The organism is Hamadaea sp. NPDC051192 (genome assembly GCF_040682475.1).
Classification (GTDB): Bacteria; Actinomycetota; Actinomycetes; order Mycobacteriales; family Micromonosporaceae; genus Hamadaea; species Hamadaea flava.
Genome location: NZ_JBFBAZ010000028.1, coordinates 48,806 through 69,584 on the forward strand (window position 1 = coordinate 48,806; position 20,779 = coordinate 69,584).

Annotated in this window: 27 protein-coding genes and 1 pseudogene; 16 read left to right on the top strand and 12 right to left on the bottom strand. The window is 69.9% G+C overall.

Features of this window, described 5'->3' with window-relative positions; all coding sequences use genetic code 11:
- Positions 1-70 precede the first annotated feature (70 nt).
- Positions 71-883 (top strand): tRNA pseudouridine(38-40) synthase TruA, encoded by an 813-nt coding sequence (truA, locus tag AB0M47_RS14845; RefSeq protein ID WP_363412990.1) that lies wholly within the window; start codon positions 71-73, stop codon positions 881-883.
- Here truA and AB0M47_RS14850 read toward each other — a convergent pair.
- On the bottom strand, positions 880-1,488 hold the full coding sequence (locus tag AB0M47_RS14850; RefSeq protein ID WP_363412992.1) for a methyltransferase: 609 nt from the start codon (positions 1,486-1,488) through the stop codon (positions 880-882). The two genes, truA and AB0M47_RS14850, sit on opposite strands and share 4 nt — an antisense overlap.
- Before the next feature lie 77 nt (positions 1,489-1,565).
- Between AB0M47_RS14850 and AB0M47_RS14855 the strand changes: the two genes are divergently transcribed.
- Positions 1,566-2,387: a hypothetical protein gene (locus tag AB0M47_RS14855; RefSeq protein WP_363412994.1), complete on the top strand. Its 822-nt coding sequence runs from the start codon at positions 1,566-1,568 to the stop codon at positions 2,385-2,387.
- A gap of 11 nt (positions 2,388-2,398) precedes the next feature.
- Here the strand turns inward: AB0M47_RS14855 and AB0M47_RS14860 are convergent, their stop codons facing one another.
- Both AB0M47_RS14860 and AB0M47_RS14865 read right to left on the bottom strand, forming a co-directional pair.
- Positions 2,399-2,893 (bottom strand): hypothetical protein, encoded by a 495-nt coding sequence (locus AB0M47_RS14860; RefSeq protein ID WP_363412996.1) that lies wholly within the window; start codon positions 2,891-2,893, stop codon positions 2,399-2,401.
- A gap of 171 nt (positions 2,894-3,064) precedes the next feature.
- Positions 3,065-3,763, bottom strand: a complete 699-nt coding sequence (locus AB0M47_RS14865; protein WP_363412998.1) for an HAD family hydrolase — start codon at positions 3,761-3,763, stop codon at positions 3,065-3,067.
- A gap of 131 nt (positions 3,764-3,894) precedes the next feature.
- On the opposite strand from AB0M47_RS14865, the gene AB0M47_RS14870 reads away from it, so the two are divergent.
- Positions 3,895-4,794: a DMT family transporter gene (locus AB0M47_RS14870; protein ID WP_363413000.1), complete on the top strand. Its 900-nt coding sequence runs from the start codon at positions 3,895-3,897 to the stop codon at positions 4,792-4,794.
- Here AB0M47_RS14870 and AB0M47_RS14875 read toward each other — a convergent pair.
- On the bottom strand, positions 4,791-5,612 hold the full coding sequence (locus AB0M47_RS14875; protein WP_363413060.1) for an SDR family NAD(P)-dependent oxidoreductase: 822 nt from the start codon (positions 5,610-5,612) through the stop codon (positions 4,791-4,793). The two genes, AB0M47_RS14870 and AB0M47_RS14875, sit on opposite strands and share 4 nt — an antisense overlap.
- Before the next feature lie 71 nt (positions 5,613-5,683).
- On the opposite strand from AB0M47_RS14875, the gene AB0M47_RS14880 reads away from it, so the two are divergent.
- Entirely contained in the window at positions 5,684-6,631 is a 948-nt protein-coding gene (locus AB0M47_RS14880) for a CoA ester lyase (RefSeq protein ID WP_363413002.1), read from the top strand.
- 6 nt (positions 6,632-6,637) lie between these two features.
- Here the strand turns inward: AB0M47_RS14880 and AB0M47_RS14885 are convergent, their stop codons facing one another.
- Positions 6,638-7,024, bottom strand: a complete 387-nt coding sequence (locus AB0M47_RS14885; protein WP_363413004.1) for a DUF4190 domain-containing protein — start codon at positions 7,022-7,024, stop codon at positions 6,638-6,640.
- Positions 7,025-7,121: 97 nt separating this feature from the next.
- On the opposite strand from AB0M47_RS14885, the gene AB0M47_RS14890 reads away from it, so the two are divergent.
- The gene (locus AB0M47_RS14890; RefSeq protein ID WP_363413006.1) at positions 7,122-7,895 is read left to right on the top strand and encodes an SDR family NAD(P)-dependent oxidoreductase; all 774 of its coding nucleotides are present in this window, start codon (positions 7,122-7,124) and stop codon (positions 7,893-7,895) included.
- 86 nt (positions 7,896-7,981) lie between these two features.
- Here the strand turns inward: AB0M47_RS14890 and AB0M47_RS14895 are convergent, their stop codons facing one another.
- Entirely contained in the window at positions 7,982-8,584 is a 603-nt protein-coding gene (locus AB0M47_RS14895; protein ID WP_363413008.1) for a DUF4190 domain-containing protein, read from the bottom strand.
- A gap of 132 nt (positions 8,585-8,716) precedes the next feature.
- Positions 8,717-9,169 carry a DUF4190 domain-containing protein gene (locus AB0M47_RS14900; protein ID WP_363413010.1) on the bottom strand — a complete coding sequence of 151 codons (453 nt, stop codon included), beginning with the start codon at positions 9,167-9,169 and terminating at the stop codon, positions 8,717-8,719.
- A 209-nt stretch (positions 9,170-9,378) separates the two neighbouring features.
- Here AB0M47_RS14900 and AB0M47_RS14905 point away from each other — a divergent pair, with 209 nt between their 5' ends.
- Together AB0M47_RS14905 and trxA are read left to right on the top strand one after the other, a co-directional pair.
- The gene (locus AB0M47_RS14905; RefSeq protein WP_363413012.1) at positions 9,379-10,569 is read left to right on the top strand and encodes an acyl-CoA dehydrogenase family protein; all 1,191 of its coding nucleotides are present in this window, start codon (positions 9,379-9,381) and stop codon (positions 10,567-10,569) included.
- Between the two features lie 103 nt (positions 10,570-10,672).
- A pseudogene (gene trxA / locus AB0M47_RS14910) lies at positions 10,673-11,047 on the top strand (thioredoxin); the annotation flags it as partial.
- A 19-nt stretch (positions 11,048-11,066) separates the two neighbouring features.
- Here the strand turns inward: trxA and AB0M47_RS14915 are convergent.
- Genes AB0M47_RS14915 through AB0M47_RS14925 form a run of 3 tightly spaced genes read right to left on the bottom strand, consistent with a single transcriptional unit; the run spans position 11,067 to position 12,355 of the window.
- Positions 11,067-11,429 (bottom strand): DUF3817 domain-containing protein, encoded by a 363-nt coding sequence (locus tag AB0M47_RS14915; protein ID WP_363413014.1) that lies wholly within the window; start codon positions 11,427-11,429, stop codon positions 11,067-11,069.
- Positions 11,426-11,881 carry a hypothetical protein gene (locus AB0M47_RS14920; protein ID WP_363413016.1) on the bottom strand — a complete coding sequence of 152 codons (456 nt, stop codon included), beginning with the start codon at positions 11,879-11,881 and terminating at the stop codon, positions 11,426-11,428. The genes AB0M47_RS14915 and AB0M47_RS14920 overlap by 4 nt, the downstream gene beginning before the upstream one ends.
- A gap of 9 nt (positions 11,882-11,890) precedes the next feature.
- Positions 11,891-12,355 (bottom strand): MaoC family dehydratase, encoded by a 465-nt coding sequence (locus tag AB0M47_RS14925; RefSeq protein ID WP_253758215.1) that lies wholly within the window; start codon positions 12,353-12,355, stop codon positions 11,891-11,893.
- A gap of 302 nt (positions 12,356-12,657) precedes the next feature.
- Between AB0M47_RS14925 and AB0M47_RS14930 the strand changes: the two genes are divergently transcribed.
- The 9 genes from AB0M47_RS14930 (at position 12,658) to AB0M47_RS14970 (ending at position 19,475) form a co-directional block, all read left to right on the top strand.
- Complete coding sequence (locus AB0M47_RS14930; RefSeq protein WP_253758213.1) at positions 12,658-13,158, top strand: hypothetical protein; 501 nt, start codon at positions 12,658-12,660, stop codon at positions 13,156-13,158.
- Positions 13,159-13,208: 50 nt separating this feature from the next.
- On the top strand, positions 13,209-13,946 hold the full coding sequence (locus AB0M47_RS14935) for a TrmH family RNA methyltransferase (protein ID WP_363413019.1): 738 nt from the start codon (positions 13,209-13,211) through the stop codon (positions 13,944-13,946).
- 38 nt (positions 13,947-13,984) lie between these two features.
- Positions 13,985-14,635: a DUF6758 family protein gene (locus AB0M47_RS14940; RefSeq protein ID WP_363413062.1), complete on the top strand. Its 651-nt coding sequence runs from the start codon at positions 13,985-13,987 to the stop codon at positions 14,633-14,635.
- A 127-nt stretch (positions 14,636-14,762) separates the two neighbouring features.
- Positions 14,763-14,921 carry a hypothetical protein gene (locus AB0M47_RS14945; RefSeq protein ID WP_253758209.1) on the top strand — a complete coding sequence of 53 codons (159 nt, stop codon included), beginning with the start codon at positions 14,763-14,765 and terminating at the stop codon, positions 14,919-14,921.
- An 18-nt stretch (positions 14,922-14,939) separates the two neighbouring features.
- Complete coding sequence (locus AB0M47_RS14950; protein ID WP_253758206.1) at positions 14,940-15,776, top strand: PH domain-containing protein; 837 nt, start codon at positions 14,940-14,942, stop codon at positions 15,774-15,776.
- Positions 15,777-15,863: 87 nt separating this feature from the next.
- A complete protein-coding gene (locus AB0M47_RS14955) occupies positions 15,864-16,520 on the top strand; it encodes a SigE family RNA polymerase sigma factor (protein ID WP_363413022.1) in 657 nt (218 codons plus the stop codon).
- Positions 16,517-17,695 carry a hypothetical protein gene (locus AB0M47_RS14960; RefSeq protein WP_363413024.1) on the top strand — a complete coding sequence of 393 codons (1,179 nt, stop codon included), beginning with the start codon at positions 16,517-16,519 and terminating at the stop codon, positions 17,693-17,695. The genes AB0M47_RS14955 and AB0M47_RS14960 overlap by 4 nt, the downstream gene beginning before the upstream one ends.
- 70 nt (positions 17,696-17,765) lie before the next feature.
- Positions 17,766-18,386, top strand: coding sequence for a MarC family protein (locus AB0M47_RS14965; protein ID WP_363413026.1), 621 nt, complete (start codon positions 17,766-17,768; stop codon positions 18,384-18,386).
- A gap of 192 nt (positions 18,387-18,578) precedes the next feature.
- On the top strand, positions 18,579-19,475 hold the full coding sequence (locus AB0M47_RS14970) for a PD-(D/E)XK nuclease family protein (RefSeq protein WP_363413028.1): 897 nt from the start codon (positions 18,579-18,581) through the stop codon (positions 19,473-19,475).
- Here AB0M47_RS14970 and AB0M47_RS14975 read toward each other — a convergent pair.
- Both AB0M47_RS14975 and AB0M47_RS14980 read right to left on the bottom strand, forming a co-directional pair.
- Positions 19,468-20,133, bottom strand: a complete 666-nt coding sequence (locus AB0M47_RS14975; protein WP_363413030.1) for a methyltransferase domain-containing protein — start codon at positions 20,131-20,133, stop codon at positions 19,468-19,470. The two genes, AB0M47_RS14970 and AB0M47_RS14975, sit on opposite strands and share 8 nt — an antisense overlap.
- A 164-nt stretch (positions 20,134-20,297) precedes the next feature.
- Positions 20,298-20,720 carry a Fur family transcriptional regulator gene (locus tag AB0M47_RS14980; protein WP_363413032.1) on the bottom strand — a complete coding sequence of 141 codons (423 nt, stop codon included), beginning with the start codon at positions 20,718-20,720 and terminating at the stop codon, positions 20,298-20,300.
- Positions 20,721-20,779 lie beyond the last annotated feature (59 nt).

Below are 20,779 nucleotides of genomic sequence, written 5' to 3' on the forward strand. Positions count from 1 at the left end.
ATCCCGTCAGCGAGCCGGCATCTGTCGAAGGTGCCGGCTCGCTGCGTGTCCTGGCGGACAGAGGGGCAAGATGACGCGGATCCGGCTCGACCTCTCCTATGACGGCACCGACTTCTCCGGCTGGGCCGTCCAGCCGGATCGGCGTACCGTCGCGGGCGTGCTCATGGCCGAGCTTGATCGGATCCTCGGCGCGGGCACCGCGACCGGGCTCACAGTCGCCGGTCGCACCGATGCCGGCGTCCACGCCACCGGCCAGGTCGCGCACGTCGACCTCCCGGGTGACATCTGGTCCGCGGTGCGCGAGACCCTGGTCCGGCGGCTGTCCGGGCTTCTCCCGCTCGATCTGCGGGTACGCACAGCGCAGGAGGCGCCGCCGGAGTTCGACGCCCGGTTCTCGGCGCTGTACCGCCGATACGAGTACCGGGTGACCGATGCCCCGTTCGGCGCCGAGCCGCTGCGTCGCCGCGACACGCTGGCCTGGCCGCGACGGCTCGATCTCGACCGGCTGAACGAGGCTGCCGAAGGGCTCCTCGGTGAGCACGACTTCGCGGCGTACTGCCGGCGCAAGGAGAACGCCACGACGATCCGGCGGATCACCCGGCTGGATTGGCGGCGGGATCCCGACGGCATCCTGGTCGCCACCGTGCAGGCCGACGCGTTCTGCCAGAACATGGTTCGCAGCCTGATGGGCGGCCTGCTCACGGCTGGGGACGGGCGGCGGCCCACGACGTGGCCGGCCACCCTGCTCACGCGTACGCAGCGAGCCGACGACGTGCCGGTGGTGCCCCCGCATGGGCTGGCCCTGGTCGAGGTCGGCTATCCCGAGGACGCGTCCGCCCTGGCCGAACGGGCCGACGCGACCCGGCGACTGCGTACGCGTTAGTCCCGGCTGACGCGCAGGACGCGGAACCCCTTCTGGGAGGCGTGCCGCTCGACGATCCAGCCTTGGTCCTGCAACCACTTCTGCAGCGAGTCCCCGCCGAGGTTCTTCCCGACGACGAGCCAGGCCACTCCGTCGGGAGCCAGCCGGGGCAGCCAGCGCAGCAGCAACCCGTGCAGCTCCGACTTCCCGACGTGAATCGGGGGGTTGGACCAGATCTGCTGGAACTCGACCTCGTCGCCCACCTCGTCCGGCGCCTGTACGCGTACCCGTTGGGCAAGCTCGAGCGTCTCGGCATTGCGCCGGGCCAGTTCCCGCGCCCGCTCGTTGACGTCCACCGCGACCACCTGCGCGAGCGGCGCGACGGTCGCGAGCACGGCGGTGATGGGACCGTAGCCGCACCCGAGGTCGAGCAGGGTGCCGCGGGTGTCGGGGCCGGGCAGGTCCGCCTTGCGGAGCAGGACCGCGGTGCCGGGGTCGAGCCGGTCCGAGGAGAAGACGCCGGTCGACGCGGCGAGCGTGTAGTCGTGCCCGCCGATGCTGAAGGAGACCTCACGCGGGCGCGCGACCGAACCGGGCGCGGGCGTGAAGTAGTGCTCGCCTGTCACGACACATTTCACCATCACGCCGATGGGCGGGCTTGTCGGGGGCTGAAGATCGGTATTATCCTCTATCCTCCCTTTCTATGGGAATGGTGCACTCGTCCGAAACATCCCCTCGGGCGAGAGTCGAAACGCGCCGCGCCGCCCGGCGACCCGCCCCCCGATCGCACCGGGCGCCGGCCTTCGGTTTCTGGGACGCGTTCCCGACGGCGTGGTTCAAGGCGAGCCTGGCCGGGCTGGCCGCGCTCGTGTTGCTGATGGTGTGCGGCTTCGGCAGCTGGCAGATCCTGCGCGACGAGCAAGCCGGTACGCGCGCCACGGCGAACGAGCCGAAGCCCACCGCGCTCCCGCGCGACATCGGTACGCGCAAAGCCGACCCGCGGCCGCTCACCTCCGCCGAGGTGTTCCCCGGCCGACAGCTCTCGATCGACCCGGCGCAACCCGCCTATCAGCTGATCGGGGCGCAGAACCAGGTCACCTGCAAGAACGCGGCCGACGGCGGGATCGCCGCTCTCCTGGCCGGGCTGGGCTGCTCCCAGGTCGTCCGGGCGACCCTGCGCTCACCGACGCGGGACTACCTCGTCACCGGAGGCGTGTTCAACCTGGCCACGACCGACGCGGCGAAGACGGCGTACGACCGGATCAAGCAGATCGTCGACAACCGGCAGGGCCGGTTCAAGGGGTACGTGCCGACGAACGCGGCGAAGCCGCTGGCGCTGGCGTCGACGCACCTCGGCTGGGACTACCGCGGGCACTTCCTCGTCTACTGCGTGATCGCGCGAGCGGACGGCAAGGACTTCGCCGACGGCGACCCGTACGCCCAGCAGATCCTCTACGACGTCATCGAGATGCACCTGCTCGGGACGGTCGTCCAGAAGCGGTCGGTCCGGCCTGTCTCTTCTTGACGCGGTGCGGCCTATCTCTTCTTGGCTCTCTTCTTGACGCGGTGCAGCCGGAACGGCTTGCGGGTCGCCCGGAGCACGGTCGCCGGTCGGGGAGCCTCGGATTCGCTGTCGTCGGGCGTCTGAACGGTCTCCTGCGCCTCCAGCGAGATGAGGACGCAGTCCCTCGCCCACCGGGCCACGACCTCCTCGGTCGTCCCCGACGCGTTGAGCCGCTTCTGCGCCAGCTGCGGCGCGACCGTCTCGAACTCGGTGCCGTTCGAGTGGATCTCCGTGATCGCCGCGTCGAACGACACGATCCGGCCGCCGTGGTCACCCCGAAGGCTGACGGTGGCGCGCGACTCCGTGCTCAAGGCGTCGGCGAGACCGGGCAGATCCTGCTCGCCGGGGCCGGAGATGACGTAGAGCTTGCCCTCCAACGGGAGGCACCAGACGGCGTACGCCGGGCCGCCGAACGCCACCCAGGCGATCGCGGCCTTCTTCGACGCCTCCTCCACGAGCGGATTCATGCGCCCATCCTATGCGGCCACCCCGCCGCCTCCCGCCGGCTTTCCCCGCGGATCACTGGCATTCCCTGCGGATCACTGGCTTTCCCTGCGGATCACGGTTGTGCGTGCCGAATCCGGCCGGGGATGCCTGCGTAACCGTGATCCGCACGCAAAGGTCGCGCAGGTAGGAGGTCAGGCGGCGACGAGGGACGGGGAGAAGATCTCGGTGAGCGATCGGGCCGAGGGCCCGCAGAACTCCTCGTCGGGCCGGAACACCAGGTGGTCGCCGAGGTCGGGGGCGGCCAGGCGGATGGCGTACATGCCGATCGCGTTCGCGCCGGTGAGTTCGCGGGAACCGCCGTCGCCGACGTAGAGGCAGTGTCGCGGCTCCACCCGGAGGGCGGCACAGGCCGCGAGATAGATCGTCGGATCCGGCTTCACCGCTCCGATATGGACGGAGAGGATCGTCGTGTCCAGCAACGGCGCGATCGGCAGCGTCGGCAGGATCTCGGTCAGCTCGTGCGTGCAGTCGCTGACCACCGCGATCCGGAGACCTTCCCGACGGAGATGGCTCAGGACGGCGTACGCGTCCCGGCGAAGCCGGATGTCGGCCCGGAGCGCGTCGACCCGGGCCCGATAGGCGGCTCGCAACGTCTCGGCGTCCGGGCGCAGGCCGAGTTCGGCCGCGACCCAGCGCAGCGTCGTCGGTCCGTCCCCGTAATCACCCCGGCTGCGCCGGTAGAACGAGGTGTCGAGGACGGCGTTGAGCTCCGCCGGCGGGCAGCCCAGCAGGCGCGCCACCGCGGCGTGCCCATCGCCGCGCGGGGCGGCCTGGGTGAGGGTGCCGAAGAAGTCGAAGAGGACGGCTCGGGGCGATCCGGGCGATGCCAACACAGCAAACGAGTCCCAAAGTGAAAGTTGCATATTGCAAGCGACTGCCCGAGCGTAGCGACTCCTTCACCGGCTGTGCATCCGCCAAAGCGGCGGGGAACCGAACGTCACGTGACTGTTACCGTCACGGCGTGAAGATCAGCTTGCCGACCCTGCTCGCGCTGACGCTGGCCGTCGTCGCGATCTCGACGTCGGGCCCGCTGATCGCGTACGCGGCGGCTCCGGCGCTGGCGCTCGCCTTCTGGCGCAACGCTTTGGCCACCGCCGTCCTGACGCCGGCCGCGGTGGTGACTCGGCGCGCCGAACTCGCCCGGCTGTGGCGCGGCAAGGAATTCCGGTGGAGCGTCCTGGCCGGCCTCGCGCTCGCCGTCCACTTCGCCACGTGGATGGCCGGCGCGCAGCTCACCGCCGTCGCGACGGCCACCGCGCTGGCCGCGACCCAGCCCGTGTGGGCCGGGCTGATCGCGTACTGGCAGGGCGATCGGCCGACCCGTGCCATGTGGCTCGGCATCCTCGCCGCCGTCCTCGGCGTCACCCTGGCCACCGGCGCGGACGTCGGCGGCTCCGGCCGGGCGCTCCTCGGCGACGTGCTCGCCCTGATCGGCGGCCTCGCGGCCGCGGTCTACACCGTCCTCGGCCAACGCGCCCGCGCGCAAGCCAGCACCACGAGCTACACCACCATCTGCTACGCGGTGTGCGCGGCCGTGCTCCTCTGCGGTTGCGTGCTGTTCCGGGTTCCCCTCCACGGGTACGCCTGGAGCACCTGGCTGGCCATCCTCGGATTGACCGTCGGCACCCAGTTGCTCGGGCACTCGATGTTCAACTACGCGTTGCACGAGCTGTCGGCGACGGCGGTCAGCGTCCTGGTGATGCTGGAAGTGCCGGGCGCCGCCCTGATCAGCTGGCTGTGGCTGGATCAGCGGCCCGCGCCGCTCGCCTGGGCCGGGATCGCGTTGCTCGTCAGCGGCGTCGCGTTCGTCATCCTCGGCTCGGCCAAGCGCCAGCCGATCCCGGTGAACCTGGAGCTCTAGTTTTCGACGGCGCGCTCGGATGCCGCCCAGAACCGCGCGGCGAACTCCTCGTCCACCAGGTACGCCTTGGGCCGCAACACTTTCCGCTCGGCGTAGTACGCCCCGTTCACCAGTGACTCACCGGGCGCGGTGGCCAGATAGACCAGGGTGTCGGCACCTTGCTCCGGTGTGGACAGGCCGGGGGCGATCTGGAAGAACAGCTTCGCGAGCGGGGTGCCGAAGTTGCTGCGGATGACGCCCGGGTGGAACGAGAACGACAGCAGGTCGGGCCACCGCCGAGCGGCCTCCGCCGCGAACAGGATGTTGGCCGCTTTCGACGCGCCATAGGTCAGCCAGGCGCTCCACGGCCCGCGTGTCCGGTCGAGGTCGTCCGGGCGCAGCATGCCCCACGAGTGCGCCATCGACGCCGTCGAGATGATCCGCCCGCCCGCCGGGAACTGGTCCTTCAGCAGGGTGGTGAGCAGGAACGGGGAAAGGTGGTTGGTCTGGATGGTCAGCTCGTGGCCGTCCACAGTGGTTTGACGGCGGCTGGTCACCACGCCCGCGTTGTTGGCGAGCACGTCGATTCGGTCCAGCTTGGCCAGCTCCAGGGCGGCCTCCCGGACGGAGTCGAACGAGGCGAAGTCGGCCCGCACCTGGATCGGCTCCGGCCCCGTCGCGTGATCGCGTACCAGGGAGTATGCCGAATCCAGCCGGTCGTGATCCCGCCCGACCAGCGCGACCCGCCAGCCACGCCGCGCGAAGTCGACCGCGGCCGCGCGGCCGACCCCGGAGCTGGCTCCAGTGACGACGACGGTCGAGGCGGTGAGATCTTCCACAGAAGCGTTCTCCTGACCCACGGCGGAAGGTTACCTTGTCGAAGTTACTGAACGGTTGCTAAGGAGCGCGCATGGGTGCCATCGGCCGTCCCCGTCGATCCTGCCTGGCCGTGCCGGGTTCCAGCGTCAAGATGCTGGACAAGGCCAAGGGCCTGCCCGCGGACCAGGTCTTCCTCGACCTGGAGGACGCGGTGGCGCCGCTGGCCAAGCCGGAGGCCCGCAAGAACATCGTCGCCGCGCTCAACGAGGGCGGCTGGGGTGACAAGGCCCGGGTGGTACGCGTCAACGACCTGACGACGCCGTGGACCTATCGGGACGTCATCGAGATCGTCGAGGGCGCCGGGGCCAACCTCGACTGCATCATGCTCCCGAAGGTCCAGGACGAGGCCCAGATCCACTGGCTGGACCTGCTGCTGACGCAGATCGAGAAGACGGTCGGGCTGCCGGTCGGCGGGATCGGCATCGAGGCCCAGATCGAGAACGCGGCCGGCCTGGTGAACGTCGACAAGATCGCGGCCGCCTCGCCCCGGGTCGAGACGATCATCTTCGGCCCGGCCGACTTCATGGCCAGTATCAACATGAAGTCGCTGGTGGTCGGCGCGCTGCACCCGGACTACCCGGGCGACCCCTACCACTACATCCTCATGCGCATCCTGATGGCCGCGCGGATGCACGACAAGCAGGCGATCGACGGCCCGTTCCTGCAGATCCGCGACGTCGACGCGTTCCGCGAGGTCGCGAAGCGGTCGGCGGCGCTCGGCTTCGACGGCAAGTGGGTGCTGCACCCTGGCCAGATCGACGCCGCCAACGAGGTCTACTCACCGTCCCAGGAGGACTACGACCACGCTGAGATGATCCTCGACGCCTACGACTACTACACCTCGGAAGCGGGCGGCAAGCTCGGCGCGGTGATGCTCGGCGACGAGATGATCGACGAGGCGTCCCGGAAGATGGCCCTGGTCATCGCAGCCAAGGGCCGTGCAGCCGGGATGACCCGCACGATGACCTTCACCCCCTGATCCAGCTCAGTAGACGATTGGGGCGGGCTCGTCGAAGAAGCCGTTCGCGATCCCGTAGACGATCAGCGCGGTCCCGGCGAGCGTGATGGCCGCGCCGATCCAGCCCACGACGATGCCGCCCAGCGCCAGGCCGTCGCCGTCCTCGCCGGTCTCCCGGATGCGGCGCCGGGCGACGTGGCCCATGATCGCCCCCACGAACGTGAGCGGAAAACAGAGGTTGAACGCCACGATCGAGGTGACGAGCGCGGCGATGGCCAGGCCGTTCGTCTTCCGAGCCGGCGCGTACGCCATCGGCTGGGGCGGCATGGCGTAGCCCGGTGGGACGACGTAGCCGGTCGCGGGCGGCTGGGCCGGCGACGGGGTGGGCTCGGTCGGCGCAGACGGCTCGGTCATGGACGCAGGGTAATGCGTCGTCGCACGTCGGGGGATCCCCCGACGGAAGGGGGCGACCCGGTTGCCCCGGCTTGCGACGATCCGCAAGGATCGGGGCATGGAAACCGTCGACAGTCCGTTCACCCTCGCCGGGAAGGTCGCGCTGATCACCGGCGCGGGCAGTCCCTACGGCATCGGCTACGCCACCGCGCGTCTGCTCAAGGCCCAGGGCGCCCGGGTGGCGATCGTCTCTACCACCAAGCGCATCCACGACCGGGCCGTCGAGCTGGGCGTCACCGGGTTCGTCGCCGACCTCACCGACGAAGCCGAGGTCGCCGCGCTCGCCGACGCCGTGAGCGACCAGCTCGGCGACGTGGACATCCTCGTCAACAACGCCGGCCTGGCGAGCCGAGCCTCGCCGGAGATCATCCGGCCGGTCGCGCAGCTCACCGCGGACGAGTGGCGTACGGAGATCGACCGGAACCTGACCACGGCGTTCCTGTGCAGCCGCGCCTTCGGCGATCCGATGTCCGAGCGCGGCTGGGGTCGCATCGTGAACCTCTCCGCCACCGCCGGGCCGGTCAACGCGCTGCCCGCCGAGGCGGCGTACGCGGCGGCGAAGGCCGGCGTGCTCGGGCTGACCCGGGCGCTGGCCATGGAGCTGATCGCGGACGGCGTCACCGTCAACGCGGTCGCCCCCGGGCTCATCCACACCTCGGCGTCCACCCTGGTCGAGCTGAAGCAGGGCTACGGATCGCCGATGGGCCGCCCCGGTACGCCCGACGAGGTGGCCGGCGCGATCGCGTTCCTGGTCTCCCCGGCGGCCTCCTACATCACCGGCCAGCTGCTGGTGATCGACGGCGGCAACAGCGTCCGGCAAGCCGCCTTCTGACGGCGTACGCCGTCCGGCGTGGAGAAGGGCGGCCCCACCGGAGTCCGGGTGGGCCGCCCTTCCAAGGTTGTGCGGGTGACGCGACCTCAGGTGAGGTTCATGGCCACGCCGGCGATCGCGTTCACGATGCCGAGCAGCAGGCCCACGCCACCGCAGATGAGGCCCGTGAGGGCGAAGCCCTTGCCGTCCTCACCACGCTGGGCGATCTGCTTGTTGGCCACGATGCCGAGCACGATGGCCACGATGCCGGCGATGATGCCCAGGATCGCGCAGCAGGCCAGCGGGATGCTCGCGATACCGGTCGCCATGGCGCCGATCGCCATGCCGTTCTTCTTGGCCGGGCCGCCGGCCGGTGCGCCGTACGCCGACGCCGGGTACTGCGGAGCGGCATAGGGCTGCCCGTACTGCGGAGCGGGCGACTGCTGCTGCGCGTACGGGTCATAGGGGTTCTGCGGCGCTGCCGGAGGCTGCTGGCCATAGGCCGGCGACTGCGGAGCGACGGCCGGCGGCTGCTGCCCGTACGGGTCGTACGGGTTCGCGGCCGGCGGCGGGGTCGGCTGCTCGCCGTATGCGGGCTGGCCGGAGGTCGGCTGCCCATACGCGGGCGGCGGCGAGGCGAAGGGATCCTGCGACGGCGGCTGCTGCGGCTGGCCGTAGGGATCGGAGTTGCCGGGCGGCGGGTAGGTCACGCGAGTTCCTTCCATGTGTGCACGTCGTGCGGGGTGCGCCGGACATGATCGTCATGCGGTCGATCACCATCGTACGAACGCGTGTCAGCGGGCGCGGCCCGGCCGCGCCCGCTCAGGACCGAAGACGCCCGGTCAGTACGTGCTGGAGCCTGCCTCATTGATGGCGACGACGAAGATGATGCCGTAGATGCAGCACAGCAGCACACCGAGACCGGTGAAGATGTAGCCGATGACGAGACCGGCGGTGGCCAGGCCGTCGCCGCCCTCGCCGGACTGCTTGATCTGCTTCTTGGCCATGTGGCCGAAGACGATCGCGAGCGGCGCGAAGACGAAGGCGAAGACCAGCGACAGGATCGCCATGGTGTTGGTCGCCGCGGGCGGAGCGGCGTACGGCTGCGCGCTGTACGGCTGCGCGGCGTACGGCTGCTGCGGCTGCTGACCGTACTGAGGAGCGGCCGGCGAGCCCGGAGCCGCCGCGTACGGGTTGTACGGGTCCGGCTGCGGCTGCTGCGGCTGACCGTACGGGTCAGGCTGCTGGGGCTGCTGACCGTACGGGTCAGGGTTACCCGCTGGGGGGTAGGTCATCGTTCGGCTCCTGATTTCCTCATCGGAGCAAACCGCGTAAGATGCTCGGCCTTGCTCCCGGGGTGGCGTACTGGCGCAGGGTACTAGACGGGGTGAAGCTTTTCACAGAGGTTCTGGTCGCTTCCCACCTTCTCGCGGGATCGATCGTCGCGAGATACTCATCGGACCTGAGTTACCGTTTAGTAACTTCGTCACCTGGAGGGTTCGCCATGCCCCGCCTCGCCCGTACGCACGGACTCACCGACATTCAGGAATCCATCCTGGCCACCGTCCACGAGTTCGTCGACAAGGAGATCATCCCGCGGGCGCAGCGGCTGGAGCACGATGACGCCTATCCGACAGAGATCGTCGACGGCATGCGCGAGATGGGCCTGTTCGGACTGACCATTCCCGAGGAGTTCGGCGGGCTCGGCGAATCGCTGCTCACGTACGCCCTCGTCGTCGAGGAACTCTCCCGTGGCTGGATGTCCGTGAGCGGCATCGTCAACACCCACTTCATCGTCGCGTACCTGGTGTCGCAGCACGGCACGGCCGAGCAGAAGGCGAGGCTGCTGCCGCGGATGGCGACCGGCGAGGTCCGGGGCGCGTTCTCCATGTCGGAACCCGAGACCGGTTCGGACGTCTCGGCGATCAAGACCCGCGCGGTGCCCGACGGCGACGGCTACGTCCTCAACGGACAGAAGATGTGGCTGACCAACGGCGGCTACGCCAGCGTGGTGGCCACGCTGGTCAAGACCGAACTGGGCGCGCCCAGCGTCTACGGGAACATGACGACCTTCCTGCTGGAGAAGACGCCCGGCTTCGGTGAGACGGCGCCCGGCCTGACCATCCCGGGGAAGATCGAGAAGATGGGTTACAAGGGCGTCGAGACCACCGAGATGGTGCTCGCCGACCATCGCGTACCGGCGTCGGCGATCCTCGGCGGCGAACCCGGCAAGGGCTTCTACCAGATGATGGACGGCATCGAGGTCGGCCGCGTCAACGTCGCCGCGCGCGCCTGCGGCATCTCGTTGCGCGCCTTCGAACTCGCGGTCGCGTACGCCCAGCAGCGGCGTACGTTCGGCAAGCCGATCGCCGAACACCAGGCGGTGGCGTTCAAGCTCGCCGAGATGGGCACCAAGATCGAGGCGGCGCACGCCCTCATGGTGAACGCGGCCCGGCTGAAGGATTCCGGCCAGCGCAACGACGTCGAGGCCGGCATGGCCAAGCTGCTCGCCAGCGAGTACTGCGCGGAGGTCGTCCAGGAGGCGTTCCGCATCCACGGCGGCTACGGCTACTCGAAGGAGTACGAGATCGAGCGGCTGATGCGCGAGGCCCCGTTCCTGCTGATCGGCGAGGGCACGAGCGAGATTCAGAAGACCATCATCTCGCGCGGGCTGTTGCGGGATTACCGCCTGTGATGCCGGGTATCCCTGCCGCCGACGGGTAGGGTGAGCTGCGCCACCGCACGGGGGGGAATGCCCGACCACCCCCACTCGTTGCGATAGACGCAACCATTGGCATAGATCGGAGCGTGACATGGCGACCGTGGAGTTGACCGCCGCCAACTTCGACGAGATCACCAACAAGGACGGAATCGTCCTGGTGGACTTCTGGGCGAGCTGGTGCGGCCCGTGTATGCGATTCGCGCCGGTCTACGACACCTCCTCGCAGAAGCACGAGGACATCACCTTCGCGAAGGTCGACACCGAAGCGAACCCGGACATCGCGATGAAGTTCGACATCCGGTCGATCCCGACGATCTGGGCGATCAAGGACGGCGTCATCGTCTTCGCTCAGCCGGGCGCGCTTCCGGGCGCCGCACTGGAGGAACTCATCGGCAAGGTTCGGGAGCTGGACATGGACGAGGTGCGCAAGCAGCTCGCCGCCCAGGCCTGACGGCCGGCTCGTAGATCGCTCAGACCGCGGCGCGGTCGGCTTCGTCCTCGGACGTCGCCGGCTGCGCCGTCGGCTGTGCACCTTCCGACGGCACGGCCAGCCAGCCACCCACCTTGCGCTCCACGACGAAGCTCAGGAACGGGATCGTCCCGGCGATCATGACCGAGAGCGTCCGCTTCAGCGGCCAGTCGGTCCGCCGGGCGAGGTCGAAGGTGATCACGAGGTAGATCGCGAACAGCCAGCCGTGGATCGGGCCGATGATCTGCACCGGTGCCGAGTTGTCCCCGATGTACTTGATCGGCATCGCGATCAGCACGAGCACCAGCAGCATCACTCCGACGACGTACGCGGCGACGCGATAGCGGGTGTGCGCGGCTTTCATGACGTCTCCTGCATCTGCTGGGCGCTCTGCGGGCGCTCACCGGGCTGATCGGCGTACTCGCCGGGATAGTCGGCCGGGCGGGCGCCGGGGTGCTCCGCCAACCAGGCCAGAAGTCGGTTGTACTCGGCCAGCTCAGGGTCCTCGTCGGCCGGGACCTCGGCGGTGGTGTCGGTCACCGGCCGGGTAGTCACGACAGGACGGCCGAATCCGCTGGTGGGAACCTTCTCGATCGGCTTCGCCGGGGCTCGCCCGAGCGCCATGCGCATCTCGCGTACCCAGATCATCACGACGAAGCCCGCGAACGCCGGCCAGAAGAAGGCGTACCCGTAGCTGAGGACGTTGCCCCCCATGGCTCGCGTGATCTGCCACCAGGTGAGCCCGGCGGAAGCGATGACCATGACCACCGCGAGCGTGTGGCCGGCCAACCAGCGGGGCGTGAGCAGGGGTCGCACGAGCCGAGACTACTCCGCGGCGGCCGGTGCCTTCGGCACCATGACCCTCCGCTTGAAGATGCACACCATGGTGCCGTCCTGCTTGTAGCCGCGCGTCTCGACGGTGATCACGCCGCGATCGGGCTTGGACTCGGACTCGCGCTTGTCCAGCACGGTGGTCTCGCCGTAGATGGTGTCGCCGTGGAAGGTCGGCGCGACGTGCCGCAGCGACTCGACCTCGAGATTGGCGATCGCCTTGCCGCTGACGTCGGCGACCGACATGCCCAGCAGCAGGGAGTAGATGTAATTGCCGACCACCACGTTGCGCTTGAAGTCGGTCTGCGTCTCGGCGTAGTGCGCGTCGATGTGCAGCGGGTGGTGGTTCATCGTCAGCAGGCAGAACAGGTGGTCGTCGTACTCGGTGACCGTCTTTCCAGGCCAGTGCTTATAGACCGCGCCGACCTCGAATTCCTCGAAGTAACGACCGAACTGCATGGGACCATCCTTCGGGTGCTGGACGACGATGTCCACGTCCGGACCCGGCGTGCCGCCTGACGGTCGCTCCAGACGTCTCCAGAACGCAATGAGCGGCGGGGCCCTAACGCACCCGCCGCCCACGCTCTTGAAAAACATCTTGCCCGAATAGGGCCTGAGCTGTATAGAGGTTCGTTCACGTTAGCCAGATCACATCGCTGACGGATAATTGACCGTCACTGAGGGTAACCAGAATGCCTTTCGTTTACATCGGCGTGCGAGCCCCCGTCGCGGGCATATGCTGACCTCGAGGAGGTCGTGTCATGCCGAGCCAACCAACGGCAGGCCCGTGGGCCCGATCCGCGCCGCCGATCGCCTTCACACCGGATGAGTGGGACCTGCTCACCCGGCTGCCCGCTCGAGTCATGATCGCCGCGACGTCGGCCGAACCCGACAGTGACCGCCGTACGGTCGCCGAGGGCCTGGCCGGCATCGACGCCATCGCCGCCGGAACGGTGTCCGACTCCGATCTGGTCCGAGCGGCGGTCGCGGCGATCTACGCCGAAGCCGATCCGGATCCGCCCAGCGCCGAGCAGTTCCGTGATCGACACGCCGGCATCACCGAGGTCCTGGTGAATTGCCGGGCTGCCAGCCTCGTGCTGGCCCGGCGGGCCGATCCCGCCGACGCCGCCGCCTATCGGCAGTGGCTACAACACATCGCCGCGCGGGTCTGCGGCGCCGCGCGTACCGGGGTCTTCGGGCACCGGGTGAGCGACGCCGAGAACGCGTTCCTCGCGGAACTCAACCGCGCGCTGCAACCCTGACCGGTCCGAGCCCGCCGGTCACGGCGGGCTCGGCCGTTACGCTCAGGCCCATGCCGTCGGAGCTCGAGAAGTGGTACGCCCACCGCGACCGGCCGGACGTCGTGCTGGTCGACGGCTTCCACGCGGTCAAACACGCGCTCCGATTCGGCGCCGACGTGCTGGTGGTGCTCGCGACCGACAAGCCCGCCGCAATGGCGCTGGCGCACGAACTGGCGCCTGACCTCGCCGGGGCGTTCGAGATCCTGGCCGAGCCGGTGACCCCGGCCGTGCTCGCCGAGCTGGTGCCGCGGCCGCATCCGACCGGGGTGGCCGCGCTCGCCCTGCGCCCGTCGCTGGACTTCGCCGCGCTCGCCGGCCGGACCAGCCCCGTCGTCCTCCTGGAGGACCCCCGCCACCTGGGCAACATCGGAGCCGTCGTACGCCTCGCCGCCGGATTCGGGGTCACCGGCGTGGTGACGACCGGGGTGACCGATCCGTGGCACCCGGCCGCCATCCGGGGCAGCGCGGGGCTGCACTTCGCCACCGCGGTCGGCCGCGTCGACCTCGACAGCCGCCCCGCCGGTCCGGTCTACGTGCTCGATCCGGACGGCGCGGACATCCGTGACCTGCGCTTCCCGGACGACGCGGTGCTCGCGTTCGGCACCGAACGGCACGGCGTATCCGACCAGCTGCGGTCGGTGGCGGCTCAGCTGGTCGCCATTCCGATGCGTACCGGGGTGTCCAGCTTCAATCTCGCCACGAGTGTGGCCATGGCGCTGTTCCACTGGACAGCCGCCCGGCCCGCTTGACGCGGCGGGCTGTCGGGAGCAGGGTGAAGTGTGTGGGGATGGTCATCACGTGCCCGCGCTGCGGCGGCCCGGTGCGGCCGCCAGACTTGATGCACTCGGGCTGGCGGTGCGACCGCTGCGGTCCGGTTCCTCCGTTGCACATCGCTGAGCACGCCGCCGTCGAGACGCTCGGTACCGCCGCCACGCTCGCGGCGAAGGCGGAGTTCCCGTTCTGGTGCCCCTGGCCGCTGCCGACCGGATGGCTGGTGACCGGCTACGGCTGGGCGGGCGACGAGCGTACGGGGGTGTCGGCGACCGTGGTCGCGTGCAGTGGACCGGCGTCGCTGATCGACGGCCCGGCCGACATGTTGTTCATCGCCGAGGACCCCGGCGTCGGACTCGGCGTACGCTTCGCCGGCCTGCCCGGCCCGGACCCCGGTCCCACCATCGCTGAGCTGGCGGTCACCACGCTCGCCCACGCCAAGGTCAAAGTGGGCGGTCATCCTGCTCCGATGTGGGCACTCGACGCGCCCGAGGATCGAAGCGCGTATGTCGGGGAGGCCCGGGGCCGGTGGTTGTGGACGGTGGCCTGGCCGGCTCCCGCTGGATACCTGCTCGCCGAGGATCTGTCCCTCCACGACCTGGCCGAGTGGATCCCAGGTGGAATCGTCTTCGGCGCGGCGTCGCCTTACCTTTCTCGACGGTCCTGAGCAGGCCATTCACGCGTACGGCACGGTCACCCCGAAGTGCGCGATTGATTCACTGAGGACCCCCGGGACTGCTAGGCTTATGCCCGAATGCGGCGAATGGGCGCCGCGTAGAGGGGGAGTGGACCGCATGGTCAAGAAGATCCTCGTCTGGGGCGGGCTTGCCTTTCTGATCTTCTTCGTGGCGTTCCGACCTGACTCGGCGGCCAACGTCGTGAAGTCGATGGGCGGCACCGTGATGGACATCGCGCAAGGCGTCGGTGACTTCGTCTCCAGCCTCGTAGCCTGATCGGCCGGTTCACCCCCAATGACGACCGGACCTTTTGAGCCCGACGGCTCCGACGACGACGAGCCGCGGCGCGACCGCGACGGCGAATCGATTCCCCAGGCCCGTGGGGAATCCGCTCCTCATTCCGATGACGACACTCATTTCATCGGCCGCGCGCACGTAGGTGCCGCGGCCGGTGCCGCTTCCGCCGGAGGCGCGCCGCCACCGCCCTACGCGGGCGGTCCCGACGACTTCCCCGACATCAGCGAGGAAGAGGTCTCGGGGCTGGGCGGCGGCGGGGGCGTCCCGGTCAGCCCCCGGCGGGTGCTGCCGCTCGAGGACGAGCCGAGCGCGCTGGTGGCGCGCTACCTCTTCCCGACCGAGCGATATCGGGGCGAGTGGCGCAAGCACTGGATCCACTTGATCAACCACATCCTGGTGGGCGCGGTGGCCACATTGGCCCTGGGCTACCTCACCGGATTCCTGGCCAAGCAGGACATGCCGAGCCTCAGCGTCATCGCCGTGGTGGTCTACGCCCTGGTCATGGGCTGGGTCGCCTGGAGTGTGGCCGACTGGTACTACGACCGGTTCATCCTGACCAACAAGCGAGTCATGGTGGTCCGCGGGTTGATCACCCGCAACGTCGCCATGATGCCGCTCCTGCGGGTCACCGACATGAAGTACGAGCAGTCCCCGTTGGGCCGCATGCTCAACTACGGCACGTTCGTCCTGGAGTCGGCCGGTCAAGATCAGGCGCTGCGCGAGGTCAAGCATCTGCCCAACCCGAACGAGCTCTACCTGCGCGTCGTCGAGGAGATGTACGAGCCGGCCGCCGTCGAGGCGCGCCTCGGCCGAGAGGCCGAAGACGAGGGCTGACCATTCGGACCCTGGTCCTCCTCCCGTCCGGTATGCCACTCTGTGGGACACGACACAGGGTGCCGGGCGGGGAGGCGGTGGCGCGCGTTGGCTGGAAGGTCCGCGATCGAGGACGAGTTCCGCGACTTCGTCGCGGCTCGCTCGGGTGCGCTCCTGCGCAGCGCGTACCTGTTGGCCGGGGACTGGGCGACCGCTGAGGACCTGCTCCAGACGGCCCTCACCAAGACCTATCTCGCCTGGCGGCGGCTCGGTGAGATCGAAGCAGTCGAGCCGTACGCCCGGCGCGTCCTGGTCAACACGGCGACGTCCTGGTGGCGGCGGCGGTGGCACGGCGAGCGGCCGACGGAGTTCCTGCCGGAGCGGGCCGTCGCCGACGCGACCGAGGAGCAGCTCGACCGGGATCTGCTCTGGAAACATGTGAAGGCGCTCCCAGCACGACAACGCGCCGTGCTAGTTCTGCGTTTCTACGAGGACATGTCCGAAGCGCAGACCGCCGAACTCCTCGACATCTCCCCGGGAACCGTCAAGAGCCAGACATCCCGGGCACTCGGCACCCTCCGGCAGCGGCTCGCGGCTGAGGGCGTCCAGATTCCGGGGCTGACCCTGCCGAAGCCCGCGCCCAAGCCGGCCCCAGCAGCGGAGAAGCGCCCGGCGCCCGTACGCCGGCCCGCGCCGCAACGCGTACCAGCGCCGAGGAACACACCGGCCCGCTCGGCCATCCCCGCCACGGTGGAGGGGCGATGAGCCGCGCGCCCTCCGAGACCGAGGCCACCCAAGCCCTGCGTGAGATGTTCGCGGCCGAGGCCCGTGAGGTCCCCGTCGTCCAGGATCTGTCCGGCGTGACCGTGCGGCGGGCTCGGAAACTCGCCCGGCGCCGGTTCACCGTCGGCGGCCTCGCGGTCACCGTGGCGTTCGTGCTGACCGTCGCCGGCATCGGCGTCTGGCGGCAGTGGACCACCCCGGTCGAGCAGTCCGACGCCGCCGGGTCGACGGGCCGGGTGGAGTTCGAGTCGGACGCCCAGCAGCAGGTCCCGCTCGGCACCGGCACCGCGCCGCTCATGGTGGACTTCACCGTCGGGAACCGGCTCTACGACGCCACGAACGGGTCGTGGCGTGACCTCAAGGGCGACGCCGGCTCGGGCGTTGTGCGTACCAATGTCGGCTGGCTCGTCGGCGGCGCGACCACCGTGCGACTGCTGCGGACCGACGGGACCCAGGTCCCGCTGGCCGACGCGATCGACGGCTGGGCGGTGAGCGCGGACGGTTCGGAGCTGGCCGTGGTCCGCGGCCAGACGCTGCAGCTGAACCGGCTGGGCAGCACCGGCCTGCAGGCACTCGCGAGCGGGCCCATCCCCGCGGGCTGGCGGCCGATCGGCTTCCTCGCCACCGCGGTCCTGCTGGCGACCACCAACCGCGACCAGTTCGCGATCTGGCGGCGCGACGGCACGTTCGACCGGGCCGCGGGCCTGAGCGAGGTCTACCCGAGCTTCCAGTCCGACACCTTCGCCGTCGTGCCCGGGTCGGTCGGCCGGCCGTGCCTCATCCGTGTCTCGGTGAGCAGCGGTCGCCTCGAACGCGAGGACGCCGCCGGCTGCCACGAGTTCCTGGAGCGAGGCGCGACCCACGCGGTCGTCTCGCCGAACGGGCAGAACCTGGCCACCCCGTTCGACGGCGGCCTGTGGGTGATCAACCTCGACCGGTCGGTGACCGCCGCCGCCGCCAACGGAGCGGCCGCCCCGGTGTGGATCGCGGCCTGCGCCTCCGACGCCGACGCCGTTCCGGTCTGGCAGGACGACGCGACCGTGGTCACGACCTTCCGCGGCGACCTCGTCGCGTGTGGAGTGGACGGGACGCAGCGCACCGTGCAGATGCCGGCGGGCGTATCGTCCGGCGGCCGGCTCGTGACGATCAAGCGTTAGCAGCCACGACGGGCCTGGCCCGGGGGAGTGTCCAACGGGTTGACGCCCGTCACGCCCTATCGTGACGAGTGTGAACATGCAACTGTTCGGCGAGATGTTCGTAACCCTGCTCGTCATCACGGACCCGCCGGGCATGGTCCCGATCTTCCTGGCGCTCACCGGCGCCCTGCCGGCTCGGGAGCGCAATCGAGCCGCCTGGCAGGCGGTCGCCCTCGCCTTCGTGGTGATCGTGATCTTCGCGGTCGCCGGCCAGAAGATCCTGGACTACCTCCAGATCGACCTGCCCGCCCTCCAAGGCGCGGGCGGCCTGCTGCTCATCCTGGTCGCGTTGGAGCTGCTCACGGGGAAGACCGACGACCCGCACCAGCAGTCCACCTCCAACATCGCGCTCGTTCCGCTGGGCACGCCGTTGCTCGCCGGGCCGGGCGCGATCGTGGCGACCATGCTCGAAGTGCGCAAGGCCAACGAGACGGTCGACTACATCGCGATCTCGCTGGCGATCATCGCCGTGATGGTCGCCGTCTGGCTGGTGCTGCGCTTCTCCGGGACGCTCGTGCGTATCCTGCGGCCGGGCGGGATCGAGGTGCTCACCCGGATCGCCGGTCTGCTGCTGGCGGCGATCGCGGTCCAGCTCATGGCCGGTGCGATCGGGCAGTTCGTCGACGCGTACCGGTCGTCGCGGGGGATGTGACGGGTCGGCCGCTTTCGGGCGTCGCGGGGATGTCGCGGGTCGGCTGCTTTTCGGGTGTCGCGGGGGATGTCGCGGGTCGGCTGCTTTCGGGTGTCGCGGGGATGTCGCGGGTCGGCTGCTTTTCGGGTGTCGCGGGGTTCGGACCGGCGCGGTCGGTGTGACGGTGTCAGACCCATGGGGGAGGATCGCTGCATGGTTTCCACGGGCGGGTCAGCGCCGAAACGTACCGGCGGCATCCCCGAGCAGTTGGGCTTCGACCTCGGTGACCTGCCGGACCGACTGTTCACCTGCACGCCCAGCAAGCTGGCCTCCTATCTCGACTGCCCGCGGCGCTACCGCTACACGTACATAGACCGGCCCGCGCCGCCCAAGGGTCCACCCTGGGCGCACAACTCGCTCGGCGCGAGCGTCCACACCGCGCTCAAGAACTGGTACGCCGTAGACCCCGACCGTCGTCGGTCGGTCGCGTTGGCGCCCCTCCTCCGGGCGACCTGGGTGACCGAGGGCTACCGCGACGCCGACCAGCAGCGCGAGGTCTTCGCGCGGGCGCTGGCCTGGCTGGAGAGCTACATCGCGACGCTCGACCCGGCCGACGAGCCGATCGGCGTCGAGCGCGTCGTCGCGGCGAAGACGTCGGTGCTGGCGCTGTCGGGGCGGGCCGACCGGATCGACCGTCGCGGTGACGAGCTGGTCATCGTGGACTACAAGACCGGCCGCTCGACGAGTACGCCGGATGACGCGCGCGGCTCGCTGGCGCTGGCCCTTTACGCGTACGCGGCGGCGCGGCAGTTCCGCCGCCGGTGCACCCGGGTCGAGCTGCATCACCTGCCGAGCGGCACGATCGCGGCGCACGAGCACACCGAGGAGTCCCTCCAGCGGCAGGTGAACCGGGCCGAGGGGACGGCCAAGGACATCATCGCGGCGGAGAAGCAGGTGGCGCAGGGGCGCGACGCCGACGACGTGTTCCCGCCGCAGCCGGGCGCCCTGTGTTCGTGGTGCGACTACCGCAAGACCTGCCCGGCCGGCGCCACCGCTCCCGTACGCGAGCCGTGGACGTCGGTCACCCTGCCGACGGGCGACGTCAGCTGACCGCCGCGACCGCGAAGACGTCCGGCACTCCGGCGTCCGGGCCGGACTCGACGGTGTCGACGATCTCCAGTCCGGCCGCTCGGAAGGCGTTCAGGAGATCGGCCAGCGGCAGATGCCAGGCGCCCACCCGATTGCGTACGCCCTGAGTGGTGAACGAGTCCCAACGGCGTTCGCGCCGGTGGTAGCCGCTGTCGACGACGATCCGAGCCGGGTCGCTGCGGTCGGCGAAGGCGCCGGTGAAGCAGGGGTGGATTCCGACGTGGACGAACCGGCCGCCGGGCCGGACGACGCGGGCCGCCTCGGCGATGACGCCTGGATAGTCGGGCAGGTCGGTGTGGGTCAGGATGCTCACCGCGAGGTCGACCGAGCCCGTCGCGATCGGTAGCGCGGTGGCGTCGGCGGCCGCGACCGGCAGGATGCGCCGGGCGTGCCGGAGTTGGCCCGTCGACAGGTCGACGCCGATCGGCTGCCAGCCCAGGTCGCGCAGCACGCCGGCGCGGGCGCCGGTGCCGCAGCCGATGTCCAGGCTCGTACGCCCGTCGCCCGGCGGGATCAGCCGCCGGAGGACGTCGGCGACGCGCTCCGAATAGGAGTTGTGGAGGCCGCCGACCCAGTCGGCGTACCAGTCGGCGATTTCGTCGTACGCGGCAACGGGCATGCGCTCACGCTAAGCCGCTGTCGCCCGCTTCGCCCGCCCCGTTCACGGCGGGCGAACACAGCTCGCGTTGATCATGGAGTTTGCACCCCTGACACGCCGTCGACACCACAGTTAACTCCATGATCAACGGGGAGAGGGTGGGGCGAGCGCGAGCGAGCGGGGGGTTAGTCGAGGGTGCGGCGGGATTGGCAGTCGGGGCACAGGCCCCAGAAGGTCACCTCGGCCTCGTCGACTTCGAACCCGTGTGCCGTGTTCGGGTCGAGGCAGGGTGCGGAGCCGACCGCGCAGTCGACGTCGGCGACGAGTCCACAGCCCCGGCACACGACGTGATGGTGGTTGTCTCCCGTACGCGCCTCGTAGCGAGCGGGGGATCCGGCCGGTTCGATCCGGCGGGCGAGCCCGGCCCGGGACAGCGCCCCGAGGACGTCGTAGACGGCCTGCGTGGAGACGGAGTCGATGCGTTCGCGGACGCGGCGGGTGATCTCGTCGACTTCGAGGTGGCCGCCGTCGTCGAGGACGTCGAGCACGGCCAGCCGCGGCCGGGTGACACGCAACCCGGCCGAGCGCAGCTGTTCCTCACCCGACATGGTGATATCAAAGCACGGTCTCTGGAACGGTCCAAGAAAACGGTCGATGAGGTCGCGTG